Annotated in this window: 10 protein-coding genes; 4 read left to right on the forward strand and 6 right to left on the reverse strand. The window is 69.1% G+C overall.

Features of this window, described 5'->3' with window-relative positions; translation table 11 throughout:
• Position 1: 1 nt before the first annotated feature.
• Complete coding sequence (locus F1193_RS12000; RefSeq protein ID WP_150098054.1) at positions 2-745, forward strand: TIGR04282 family arsenosugar biosynthesis glycosyltransferase; 744 nt, start codon at positions 2-4, stop codon at positions 743-745.
• A gap of 282 nt (positions 746-1,027) precedes the next feature.
• Complete coding sequence (locus F1193_RS12005) at positions 1,028-3,334, forward strand: alpha,alpha-trehalose-phosphate synthase (UDP-forming) (protein WP_342781819.1); 2,307 nt, start codon at positions 1,028-1,030, stop codon at positions 3,332-3,334.
• Positions 3,335-3,433: 99 nt separating this feature from the next.
• Here the strand turns inward: F1193_RS12005 and F1193_RS12010 are convergent, their stop codons facing one another.
• The 5 genes from F1193_RS12010 to F1193_RS12030 all read right to left on the reverse strand — a co-directional run bounded on the left by F1193_RS12010 (position 3,434) and on the right by F1193_RS12030 (position 8,477).
• On the reverse strand, positions 3,434-4,441 hold the full coding sequence (locus tag F1193_RS12010; RefSeq protein ID WP_210247364.1) for a branched-chain amino acid ABC transporter permease: 1,008 nt from the start codon (positions 4,439-4,441) through the stop codon (positions 3,434-3,436).
• Positions 4,442-4,480: 39 nt separating this feature from the next.
• Entirely contained in the window at positions 4,481-5,362 is an 882-nt protein-coding gene (locus tag F1193_RS12015) for a branched-chain amino acid ABC transporter permease (RefSeq protein ID WP_150098056.1), read from the reverse strand.
• Between the two features lie 313 nt (positions 5,363-5,675).
• Positions 5,676-6,890: an ABC transporter substrate-binding protein gene (locus tag F1193_RS12020; protein ID WP_150098057.1), complete on the reverse strand. Its 1,215-nt coding sequence runs from the start codon at positions 6,888-6,890 to the stop codon at positions 5,676-5,678.
• Positions 6,891-6,937: 47 nt separating this feature from the next.
• Complete coding sequence (locus F1193_RS12025) at positions 6,938-7,720, reverse strand: ABC transporter ATP-binding protein (protein ID WP_425457234.1); 783 nt, start codon at positions 7,718-7,720, stop codon at positions 6,938-6,940.
• Complete coding sequence (locus F1193_RS12030; RefSeq protein WP_150098059.1) at positions 7,713-8,477, reverse strand: ABC transporter ATP-binding protein; 765 nt, start codon at positions 8,475-8,477, stop codon at positions 7,713-7,715. The genes F1193_RS12025 and F1193_RS12030 overlap by 8 nt, the downstream gene beginning before the upstream one ends.
• 440 nt (positions 8,478-8,917) lie before the next feature.
• On the opposite strand from F1193_RS12030, the gene F1193_RS12035 reads away from it, so the two are divergent.
• Positions 8,918-10,339 carry a bifunctional enoyl-CoA hydratase/phosphate acetyltransferase gene (locus tag F1193_RS12035; protein WP_150098060.1) on the forward strand — a complete coding sequence of 474 codons (1,422 nt, stop codon included), beginning with the start codon at positions 8,918-8,920 and terminating at the stop codon, positions 10,337-10,339.
• A 223-nt stretch (positions 10,340-10,562) separates the two neighbouring features.
• Here the strand turns inward: F1193_RS12035 and F1193_RS12040 are convergent, their stop codons facing one another.
• Positions 10,563-12,149, reverse strand: a complete 1,587-nt coding sequence (locus F1193_RS12040; RefSeq protein WP_150098061.1) for a methyl-accepting chemotaxis protein — start codon at positions 12,147-12,149, stop codon at positions 10,563-10,565.
• 39 nt (positions 12,150-12,188) lie between these two features.
• Here F1193_RS12040 and F1193_RS17105 point away from each other — a divergent pair, with 39 nt between their 5' ends.
• Entirely contained in the window at positions 12,189-12,350 is a 162-nt protein-coding gene (locus tag F1193_RS17105) for a hypothetical protein (RefSeq protein ID WP_170263568.1), read from the forward strand.
• The last annotated feature ends 117 nt before the right edge of the window (positions 12,351-12,467 follow it).

The raw sequence follows: 12,467 nt of genomic DNA on the forward strand, positions 1-12,467 counted from the left end.
CGTGGAGGCCTCGGGCCCGGTCGCCATCGCCATCATGGCCAAGGTGCCGGTGCCGGGGCGGGTGAAGACCCGGCTCTGCCCGCCGCTGGCGCCGGTCGAGGCGGCAGCACTCGCGGCGGCGTTCCTGGCCGATGTCGCCGGGCGGGTGGCGGATCTTGCCCGCCGCCTCGGCGCGGTGGCGCATGTCGCCCATGCGCCGGCCGGGGAGGCGGTCGAGATGGCCGCGTGCCTGCCGCTGCCGCTGCCGCTGATCGCGCAGGGGGAGGGCGATCTCGGCGCCCGCATGGCCGGCGTGGTGGCGGCGCTATGCGCCCGCGGCCACCGCGGCGTGGTGCTGCTCGGTACCGATGCGCCGACCCTGCCCGACGCCATCCTGGCCGAGGCGGTGCGCGCTCTCGATATTCCCGGCCGGATCGCCATGGCCCCGGTGCGCGACGGCGGCTACGGCGTGCTGGCGCTCGACCGGCCGCACCCGGCGCTGTTTGCCGACATGCCGTGGAGCACGAATCAGGTGGCGGCACTGACGCGAACGCGGGCACGGGCGGCGGAGCTCGAGCTGGTCGAACTGCCGGGCTGGTACGACGTTGATGATCCGCCGTCGCTGGCGCTGCTCGCCGCCGAGCTGGCCGGCCATCCGCCGGAGGTCGGCCATGCCCTGCCGGGGGTGGGCGCCCCGCGCACCGCCGCGCTGCTGGCGACGCTTCGTGCCCGGGGTTTCGGGTCGGGTGGATCCGCCTTGGGCTGAAGTGGCCCGGCGTTCTGCCACAATCCCGACATAAGACGACCAAACGTGACCAGGGAAGGTGATCGGGGGGAAGGCGACATTGCTCCATGAAACCGGGGCTCGATCGACAGTCGGTTCTCGCGAGGCCGGCCGCGACGTCAGCGCCCTCCCGTGTCGAGGGCAGAAGACCTACGCCGTGCCTGATCCGAAAACGCTCCGGGGCTGGAGCAGAGCCAGGGGGACCGGTCGATGACACTCTCGAACAACGGATGGAATGCCGCGAAAAGCAGTGCTCAATTGGCAGTGACATCTCTATGGCGTGGGCTGGCGTTCGTCCGCGATCAGGTGCTCGCGCGGGTGCCGCGGCCGGCGGTGTTCATCGCCCTCGGCGCCATCGCCGGGGCCGGCGTGCTTCTCACGGTTTCGTCGCTGGTTGGTGTCGCGGTGGAGACCTGGAGCCGCGGCGACGTTCAGTTGCGGGCCCGCATCGTGCTGCTGTCGGCCAAGGGCCAGATCGAGGAGCTGGCGCGCGATCCCTCGCCCGAGGCCGCCGCCGAGCTGCAGGCGCTGTTTGCGCGCCTGATCACCGACGAGCGGCTGCAGGCGGTGGGTATCTGCGAGCCGGACGGCCGCATGCGGGCGCCGACATCGACCATGCCGTCGCGCCTCCTGTGCGCCTCGATCCGGCGCGGCAAGGCCGAGACCACGATGCCGATCCGCATCGACAGCCAGGATCTCCTGGTCTCGGCGTTTCCGCTCGCGGATGGCGTGCTGGGCCATGTCGTCATCGTTCACGATTTGACCTATGCCAAGGCACGCTCCGACAAGGCGCGCGTCTACATTCTGGTTGCAACCGTGGTGGCGGCGCTTCTGGTCAGCGGCGCGGTCGCGGTGGCAATGCTGGTGCTGGTGCGCAACTGGCGCACGGCGTTGCGCACCACGCTGGAGGACCTGCGGGCCGGCCGCGTCGACGCGCCCCATACGGAGGCAGCCCTGCCGGCGGAGCTGCGCGAGGCGCTCGACCAGTACGATCTCGTGCGCCGCACCATCGACGGCGTCCACATCGACTGGACGCCGGAGACGCTGCAGCGGGCGCTCGGCGCCGAGTTGCCCGGCGCCGAGGTGCTGGTGGTGTCCAATCGCGAGCCCTACATCCACAACCACATCGAGGGTGGCGGCATCAACGTCCAGATCCCGGCGAGCGGCCTCGTGTCGGCGATCGAGCCGGTGATCCGCGCCTGCGGCGGCACCTGGATCGCCCACGGCAGCGGCAGCGCCGACCGCGATACGGTGGACGCCGCCGACCGCATCGCCGTGCCGCCCGACGCGCCGAGCTATGCGCTGCGGCGGATCTGGCTCACCGAGGAGCAGCAGGACGGCTACTATTACGGCTTCTCCAACGAGGGCATGTGGCCGCTGTGCCATATCGCCTTCGTGCGGCCGGCCTTCCGCGAGAGCGACTGGCGCTACTATCGCGAGGTCAACGAGATGTTCGCCGACGCCGTGGTGCGCGAGGCGAAGACGCGCGATCCCATCGTGCTGGTACAGGACTATCACTTCGCGCTGCTGCCGCGCATGGTGCGCAAGCGCCTGCCCAAGGCGACCATCGTCACCTTCTGGCACATTCCCTGGCCGAACGCCGAGACCTTCGGCATCTGCCCGTGGAAGGAGGAGATCATCGACGGCCTGCTCGGCTCGTCGATCCTCGGCTTCCACACCGACTTCCACTGCAACAACTTCTTCGAGACGGTCGACCGCTTCGTCGAGAGCCGCATCGACCGCGAGCGCCGTTCGGCGACGCTGGGTGGCCACGAGACGCTGGTGCGCCCCTATCCGATCTCGATCGAATGGCCGCCCTCGGCGCTGGCCGGCCAGAAGCCGGTGCCGGCGTGCGGCGCGGCGGTGCGCAGCCGCTTCGGCCTCGGCGAGGGTGTACGGATCGGCGTCGGCATCGAGCGCTTCGACTACACCAAGGGCATCGTCGACCGGATGCACGCGGTCGATGCGCTGCTGCAGAACCATCCGGAATGGCTGGGCCGCTTCACCTTCATCCAGGCGGCGGCGCCCACCCGCAGCAAGATCGCCTCCTACCGCGCCTTGCAGGACGAGGCGGTGGCGCTGGCCGACGAGATCAACGCCCGCCACGGCACGCCCGACTGGCGGCCGATCGTGCTGTCGATCCGCCATCACGATCCGGCCGAGGTGTTCGAGCTGTTCCGGGCGGCGGATTTCTGCGTGGTCTCCAGCCTGCACGACGGCATGAATCTGGTGGCCAAGGAGTTCGTCGCCGCGCGCGACGACGAGCGCGGCGTGCTGGTGCTCTCCACCTTCGCCGGTGCCTCGCGCGAGCTGGTCGAGGGGCTGATCGTCAACCCCTATTATGCCTACGACATGGCTGACGCGATGAACCGGGCGCTGACCATGCCGGTGGCCGAGCAGGAGGCGCGCATGCGCCAGATGCGGGCGCTGGTGCGCACCCGCAACGTCTATCGCTGGGCCGGCCAGATGCTGCTCGATGCTGCGCAACTGCGCCGCCGCGAGGCGATCGAGACGCTGGCGGCGGGCAACCTCGCCGCGCTGCCGCGCCTGCTGCGCCGCCGCATGGGATAGCGAAGCCGGCCTTTTCGTCCCTCTCCCATCCGGGCGCACGCAAGCGCGGCCCGGGTGGGAGAGGGACGAATGGAGCCAAGCCGCTCACCCGAAGCCTTGTCAGCTTTCGCCGCGCGCCCGCGCCCGCGTCACCAGCGCGGCGATCTCGCCGACCACGCCGCGGCGGAACAGCAGCACGGCGGCCACGAACACCACGCCCTGGGTGACCAGCACCCACTCGCCGATACCGGAGAGATAGTTCTGCATCGCCACGATGATGCCGGCGCCGACCACCGGGCCGAACACCGTGCCCATGCCGCCGACCAGCGTCATCAGCACCACCTCGCCGGACATCTGCCAGGCGACGTCGGACAGCGAGGCGAGCTGGAACACCACCGTCTTCATCGCCCCGGCCATGCCGGCCAGCGTCGCCGACAGCACGAAGGCGACGAGCTTGTAGCGCTCGACGCGGTAGCCGAGCGAGATGGCGCGCGGCTCGTTCTCGCGGATCGCCTTCAGCACCTGCCCGAACGGCGAATGCACGATGCGGTAGATGAGCAGGAAGGCGGCGAGGAACAGTGCCAGCACGATGAAATAGAGCACGCGGTCGTCGGTGGTGGGGATGAGGCCGAACAGCGGCCTGCGCGGGATGGCCTGGATGCCGTCCTCGCCGCCGGTGAACCGCGTCTGCAGGCAGAAGAAAAAGAACATCTGCGCCAAGGCCAGCGTGACCATGGCGAAATAGATGCCCTGGCGGCGGATGGCGAGCCAGCCCACCGCACTGCCGAGCACGGCTGCGAACGCCATGCCGGCGAGAATGCCGAGCTCGGGCGTCAGCCCCAGCGTCTTGATGCCGTAGCCGCACACATAGGCGGCGCCGCCGAAGAACATCGCGTGGCCGAACGACAGCAGGCCGACATAGCCGATGAGCAGGTTGAAGGCGCAGGCGAACAGCGCAAAGCACAGCACCTTCATCAGGAACACGGGATAGGCGAAGAACGGCGCGACCATGCCGGCCGCCACCATCGCCGCGAACAGCCACAGGAAGGTGGCGCCGCCGCCCGGCCGCCGGGCCGCGGCCGGCGCACCGGCCGGCGTCCCGGTCGTCTCCTCGGCCCTCACCAGCATCGTCTCCATCCTCGAAAACCCGCGCCCGCTTGTTGATTATTATTTCGCCGTCCCGAACAGGCCGGCCGGCTTGATCAGCAGCACGATCGCCATGATCACGAACACCACGGTGTTGGAGGCCTCGGGGTAGAACACCTTGGTCAGTCCCTCGATCAGGCCGAGCCCGAAGCCGGTGACGATCGAGCCCAGGATCGAGCCCATGCCGCCGATCACCACCACCGCGAACACCACGATGATCAGGTTCGAGCCCATCAGCGGGCTCACCTGATAGATCGGCGCCGCCAGCACGCCGGCAAGGGCGGCGAGCCCGACGCCGAAGCCGTAGGTCAGGGTGATCATGCGCGGCACGTTGACGCCGAACGCCTGCACCAGATCCGGCCGCTCGGTGGCGGCGCGCAGATACGAGCCGAGCTTGGTGCGCTCGATCATGAACCAGGTGGCGAGGCACACCGCGAGCGACAGCACCACCACCCAGGCGCGGTAGTTGGGCAGGAACATGAAGCCGAGGTTCTGGCCGCCCGGCAGCGGGTTGGGGTAGGGCTGGCCGCCCGAGCCGAACTGGCTGCGGAACACCCCCTCCAGGATCAGCGCCAGCCCGAAGGTGAGCAGCAGGCCGTAGAGGTGGTCGAGATGGTAGATGCGCGACAGCAGCAGCCGCTCGACGACGATGCCGGTGGCGCCGACCAGCACCGGCGCCACCACCAGCGCCGCCCAATAGGGGATGCCGGCGAAGGTGAGCAGCATCCACGCCGCGAACGCCCCCATCATGTATTGGGCGCCGTGCGCGAAATTGATGACGTTGAGCAGGCCGAAGATCACCGCGAGCCCGAGCGACAGGATCGCGTAGAACGCGCCATTGATCAGGCCCAGCAGGAGCTGGCCGAACAGCACCGCCGGCGGCACGCCGATCAGCTCGAACATGTGGGCGGCTCCTCAAACGGTCTTCGGTCGATGGTCGCGAAATAATCGCGGCTGGGCGCTTCGCTCTCTTTCCCTCTCCCGCCCGGGCCGCGCTTGCGCGCGCCCGGGCGCAGGCTCTTGCGGGAGAGGGTGCCGAGCGATCCTCAAGATCGCGAGGCGGGTGAGGGGTGACGTCGAGCGGCTCGAAAATACCCCTCACCCGGCTCGGCTTTCGCTTCGCTCATCCTCGCCACCCTCTCCCACAAGAGCCTGCGCCCGGGCGCGCGCAAGCGCGGCCCGGGCGGGAGAGGGAAGGCGCGGCGGCGATCGTGCGTCAGCTCCGCTTGACCAGCGGGCAGCCGCCCTGGTCCAGCGGCCGGAAGGCTTCCGCCGCCGGGATGGTGGCGCGCAGCTTGTAATAGTCCCACGGCGCCTTCGACTCGGACGGCTTCTTGACCTCGAACAGATAGAGGTCGTGGATCTTGCGGCCGTCGGCGCGGACCGAACCCTTGCCGAACAGCTTGTCGTCGGAGGGCATCTCCTTCATCTTGGCCACCACCGCGGCGCCGTCCGCGTCGCTGCCCAGCGCCTCGACCGCCTTGAGATAGTGCATCACCGCCGAATAGACGCCGGCCTGCACCATGGTCGGGTGCATGCCCTTGTTGTCGGCAGCGAACGCCTTGGCGAAGGCGCGGTCGTCGTCGTCGAGATCCCAGTACCACGCCGAGGTGAAGACGAGGCCCTGCGCCGTCTTCAGCCCGAGCGAGTGGACGTCGGTGAGGAACACCAGGAGCGCCGCGAGGTTCTGCCCGGCCTGGGTGATGCCGAACTCGGCCGCCTGCTTGACCGAGTTGATGGTGTCGCCGCCGGCATTGGCGAGGCCGATGATCTTGGCGCCGGAGCCTTGCGCCTGCAGCAGGAAGGAGGAGAAGTCCTGGGTCGAGAGCGGGTGGCGCACCTTGCCCAGCACCTTGCCGCCATTGGCCAGCACCACGGCCTCGGTGTCGCGCTCCAGCGCGTGGCCGAAGGCGTAGTCGGCGGTGATGAAGAACCACGAGTCGCCGCCGGTCTTCACCACCGCCTTGCCGGTGCCGTTGGCCAGCGCCCAGGTGTCGTAGGTCCAGTGCACGGTGTTGGGCGAGCACGCCTTGCCGGTGAGGTCCGAGCTCGCCGCGCCCGAATTGAGGAACACCTTGTTCTTTTCGCGGGTGATCTGGTTGACCGACAGCGCCACCGACGAGTTCGGCACGTCGACGATCATGTCGACGCCGTCCTGGTCGTACCATTGCCGGGCGATGTTGGAGCCGATGTCGGCCTTGTTCTGGTGGTCGGCGAACACGATCTCGACCTTCATGCCCTTGGCCGCCGCGCCGAAATCCTCGACCGCCTTCCTCGCCGCCCACACCGAGCCCTGGCCTGACATGTCGGCATAGAGGGCGGACTGGTCGTTGAGCACGCCGATCTTGACGACGCCGTTGGAATTCTGCGCGTTGGCCGCCGTGGTCGCGAGCGTTGCCGCGGCCGCCAACAGGATCGTGCGTATGCGCATGTGGTCTCCTCCCGGTGGTTGTTGTTGAACGTCTGCTGCGGCGCGCGTCATACGCCGAGATAGGATGCGAGCTTGTCGCGGTTGGCCTCGATGTCGTCGTTGCGGAACATGTCGATCACCCGGCCGTGCTCGACGACGTAGTGGCGGTCGGCGACGGTGGCGGCGAAGTGGAAGTTCTGCTCCACCAGCACGATGGTGAAGCCCTTGTGCTTGAGCGTGCGCACCAGCTCGCCGATCTGCTGCACGATCACCGGCGCCAGCCCTTCAGTCGGCTCGTCGAGCAGCAGAAGCTTGGCGCCGGTGCGCAGGATGCGGGCGATCGCCAGCATCTGCTGCTCACCGCCGGAGAGCTTGGTGCCCTGGCTGTAGCGGCGCTCCAGGAGGCGCGGAAACAGCTCGTAGACCTCGGCATCCGACAGGCCGCCCGGCTTGACCACCGGCGGCAGCAGCAGGTTCTCCTGCACGTTCAGGCCGGCGAAGATGCCGCGCTCCTCCGGGCACAGCGCGATGCCGAGCCGCGCCACCTTGTTGGAGGGCAGGTCCACGGTCTCGACCCCGTCGAAGCGGATCGAGCCCTTGCGGCTCTTCAGCATGCCCATGATGGCGCGCATGGTGGTGGTCTTGCCGGCGCCGTTGCGGCCGAGCAGCGTCACCACCTCGCCCTCCGGCACGGTGAAGGTCATGCCGTGCAGCACGTGGGACTCGCCGTAATAGGCGTGGAGGTCCGACACTTCGAGCAGGATGCGGTGCGCCGCCGCCGGCGCTGCCGCCGCGGATCCGGCCGCGCCGGCCGCGGGGGTGTTCGCGTCCATCGCGCCCGCCTCAGGCATGGCCGGTCCCCATATAGGCTTCCACCACTTCGGGGTTCTTGGAGACCTCCGAATAGGGGCCTTCGGCCAGCACCTGGCCGCGCGCCAGCACGGTGATGGTATCGGACAGCCCGGCCACCACCGACAGATTGTGCTCGACCATCAGCACGGTGCGGTTCTTGCCGCCCTGGCGGGCGACGCGCTGGATCAGGTCGGCGATGCGCCCGACATCCTCGTGGCCCATGCCGGAGGTCGGCTCGTCGAGCAGCAGCATCTCGGGGTCGAGCGCCAGCGTGGTGGCGATCTCCAGCGCGCGCTTGCGGCCATAGGACAGGTCGGCCGCCGGCACGTCGGCGAATTCGGCGAGGCCGACATCGTCGAGCAGATCCATCGCCCGGCCGTCGAGCCGGCTGAGCGAGGCGTCCGACCGCCAGAACTGGAACGAGGTGCCGAGCGGCCGCTGCAGCGCCACCCGCACATTCTCCAGCGCCGTCATGTGGCCGAAGGTGGCGGAGATCTGGAAGCTCCTCACCATACCCAGCCGGGCGACGTCGGCGGGCCGGGTGCGGGTGATGTCGCGGCCGTTGTAGAAGATCGCGCCGCGCGACGGCTCCAGGAACTTGGTCAGCAGGTTGAAGCAGGTGGTCTTGCCGGCGCCGTTGGGGCCGATCAAGGCGTGGACGGATCCGCGCCGGATGCGCAGCGACACCGAGTCGACCGCGGTGAAGCCCTTGAAAACCTTGGTGAGGCCATCGGTCTCGACAATGAAGTCGCTCATGTCCTGCCTATGCTCTCCGCCGGCGTCTGGCGCGCCGCTGTCTGGAAAGCCCGCGTATCGTCCCATCAGGAACTTTACCACCAGGACGCCCCGCAAGGTCAAGCCTGTTGCGTCTGAAACCTTCGTCGCGCATGCCCCTGACCGGCGGCGACTCCCGGTAGCCCGCCGGCTGCTCGTTTGCCGCCTGTGGACGCTCGATCCGCGCTATACCGGCAGGGCGGTTGGGCCAGTATTGCCGGTGCGGCCGCGACAGGATCGACCGTGCGGGAAAAACGCATCCTGTGCGTGTGCGGCTAGGCGGGGTGGGCGGCTTTGCCGATGCTCCATTTCATGGTCGTGTCGCGCGGACGCGGCAAAGCTCCGGTCGAGGGGCGCGCGTCGCCGGAGTCACCGACGCCAGAGTCACCGACGCCAGAATCTTCGACGCCAGGAAAGGCCGGATGCCGTTTATCGAGAACAAGACCTATGACGAGATCGCGATCGGCGATTCCGCGCAGCTCGTCCGCCGGCTGACACTGCGCGACATCGAGATGTTCGCCGTGCTGTCGGGCGACGTGAACCCGGCGCATCTCGATCTCGAATACGCCAAGCACACGGTGTTCGGCGATCTGATCGGCCACGGCATGTGGGGTGCGGCGCTCATCTCCACGGTGCTCGGCACCCAGCTTCCCGGCCCCGGCACCATCTATCGCAGCCAGACGCTGTCGTTCAGCCGCCCGGTCAAGATCGGCGACCGGCTGACCGTCAAGGTCGTGGTGACCCGCAAGGATCCGGAGAAGAAGCGCATCGGGCTGGACTGCTCGGCGGTCAATGAGAGCGGCGAGACGGTGATCAGCGGCACGGCGGAAGTGGTCGCGCCGACCGTGAAGGTGAAGCGGCCGCCGGCCGAGCTGCCGACGGTGCGGCTGGAGCACCGGCGCCCGCGCCTGCAGCGCCTGCTCGATCTCGCCGCCGACCCCGCGCCGGTGCGTGCCGCGATCGTCAATCCGGTCGATGCCGATGCGCTCGAACTGGCGTTGCAGGCGGCCGAAGCCGGCCTGCTCCAGCCGGTCCTGGTCGGCCGCGCCGCCGTGATCCGCCGGGTCGCCGCCGATGCCGGCCTCGACATCGCCTCCTTCGACCTCGTGCAGGCCGACGACGAGCAGGCGGCGATCGACACGGCGTTTGCGCTGGCCCGCACCGGCAAGGTCGAGGCGATCGTCAACGGCTCGGTGGCGGAGGACGAGCTGGTGGCCGCCGCCGCCGCCGCATGCGCCGGGCGCGGCGCCCTCAGCCAAATCATGGTGATGGACGTGCCGACCTATCCGCGGCCGCTGCTGATCACCGACACCGGCGTGCACGTGGCGCCCACGCTCACCGTCAAGCGCGACATCGTGCAGAACGCCATCGATCTCGCGCTGGCCATCGGCATCGCCTGTCCGCGCGTGGCGCTGCTGTCGGCGGGGGTGGTGGTCACGCCGCGCGTGCCCTCGACGCTGGACGCCGCGCAACTGTGCAAGATGGCCGATCGCGGCCAGATCACCGGCGGCCAGCTCGACGGGCCGCTGTCGTTCGAGACCGCGGTCAACGAGGCGGCGGCGCGCGCCAAGGGCCTCACCTCGCCGGTGGCGGGCAATGCCGACATCCTGGTGGTGCCCAATCTGGAGGCCGGCGACATGCTGGCGATGGAGCTGCGCCATCTGGCCGACGCGCAGGCCGCCGGCATCCTGATGGGCGCCCGCGTGCCGATCGTGCCGGGAGGCAGCGGCGACACCATGCCGAGCCGGCTGGTGTCGTGCGCGCTGGCGCTGCTGGTGGTGCAGGCGCGCACCCGCGCCGGCTTCGCCGCCGCCGCCGGCGAGCCGCCGTCAACGGGCGGCTGATACGGATTTCGGCTGAACGGCGCTCTTTCTTCCCCTCTCCCCTTGCGGGAGAGGGTGCCGAGCGATCTTTAGATCGCGAGGCGGGTGAGGGGTGAGCTTCCAGCATGCGCCGTCTACACCCCTCACCCGGCTCGACCTCGCTTCGCTCGGCCTCGCCACCCTCTCCTGCAAGGGGAGAGGGAAGGAAGAAGGCGAGCCAATCACTCGGAAACCGAATAGCGCGTCAAGGCTTGCCGCCGCAGCACGCGCCGCCGTGGCTGTGGGGCGCGCCTGCGGCCGGGGTGCGCGGGGTGGCGGCGTCGAGATAGGCCAGCCGGCCATTGAGCGTCTGCGACATCTCGTCGAGGACGGCGAGCACCTCGCTCGATGCGCCGTTCAGATCCTTGAGCGCGGCGAGCGCGCCATCCATGTCGCCCTCGCCATAGGCGGCAATGGCGCGGATGCCGGCGGCGTGCACGCGCTGGTGCGGCGCCACGAGCTTGCCATAGGCCGGCAGCGCCTTGATGTCGGCCGCGGTGATGGCGTCGTACCATTTGCCGAGGCGGCAAGTGTGATGGTCGGGCACCTCGGCCACCGGCCAGGTGTCGCGGCCCATCAGCACCTCCATCACGCGCTTCTTGAACATCACATGGTCGATCTTCGCCATCTCGACCAGCGAGCGGTGCGAGCCGGCGACGAACCACGCCTTGGCGTTCTCCGAGAAGCGGGCATTGGAGTTGTGCAGATGGCCGGCCATCGACACCAGGAGGTCGTGATTGTCGCCGGCAATGGCCGCCACCTTGTCGATCGAGGCGGCGATCTCGGCGCTGGCGCCCTTCTGCTGATGCAGGATGTCGGAGATGCCCTGCATGCGCGCCGAGACATTGCCGACCTGGTCGGCGACCACGGTCATGGTGCTGGCGGCTTCGCTGATCGCCGTCTGGCCCTCGACCACGGCGGACTTGGAGCGCTCCATCGTCGACAATATGACGCCCATGCCCTCGCGCAGCGAGGCGATGCGGCGGGTGATGTCCTCGGTCGATTTCGAGGTCTGGGTGGCGAGGCTCTTCACCTCGCTCGCCACCACCGCGAAGCCGCGGCCGGCCTCGCCGGCCCGCGCCGCCTCGATGGTGGCGTTGAGCGCCAGCAGGTTGGTCTGGCCGGCGATGCTCTCGATCACCGTCAGGATCTGGCCGATCTGCTCGGAGGCGACGGACAGTTCATCCACCGAGCGGGCGGTCTCCTCCACGGCGGCGGCGATGTTGGAGATCGCGCCGTTCACCTGCTCGACCGCGCTGCGCCCAGCGAGAACGTTGCGGTTGGTCTCGGCGGCGTCGTTGGCCGCGCCCTCGCTGTTGCGGGCGATGTCCTCGACCGAGGCGACGAGCTCGGCCGCGGCCGACGCGATGGTCTGCGCGCCCGACGACAGGTTGCGGGTGTTGCGCGACAGATGGGCGAGGTCGAAGGCGACATTGTTGACGTCGCTGACGGTGCCGGCGAGCGAGCGCAGGCTGGCGAGATTGTTCTCGCTCCGGATCGCGCGCGCGCCTTGCGCCAGCATCTGCGCCTGACCGGCGGCGCTGGCGCGGATGATGTCCTCGAACAGGCGGGCGATCAGCGCGGTCAGCACCCGGTCGAGCGCGCGGCGGTTCAGCCGGTGCCGACGGGTGAGGTGCGGCACCAGCCGCATCAGCAGCCAGCCCTGGGCGGCGAGATGGCAGACGGGCGGCAGCGCCGCCTGTGCGTCGGCGGCGGAATGGGCCGCGGCCGGCGCCGTGCCGGTGAACAGCGCCTCCAGATGGGCCATCTGGGCGGCGACCAGTTGCGGCACCGCGGTGTCGTCGCCGACAAGTGGCGGAGAGCCGGGAAGATGGCGCAACCGTTCATAGAAGTCGCCAAGCTCGCCGCCGATCGTGTTTTTCAGGTCACGCCAGGCTGCAGCGACGGAATTTCCGCCATCGGCCACGCTGCCGAGCAGGTCTGCGATGCTCTCGACAGCGATGTTCGCATCCGCAGTAAATTCTTCCCGTAGTTGAACAGTTGAACCTGTCACTGACGAATTCCTTGCCCCCGAGAATACCGGGAGAATACTGCAAGTAAGGTGTAAATGGGCCGTTACGACTGCTTACTACCAGTGCCCGGAAGCGGT

The sequence above is a fragment of the Blastochloris sulfoviridis genome, assembly GCF_008630065.1.
GTDB classification, from domain to species: Bacteria; Pseudomonadota; Alphaproteobacteria; order Rhizobiales; family Xanthobacteraceae; genus Blastochloris; species Blastochloris sulfoviridis.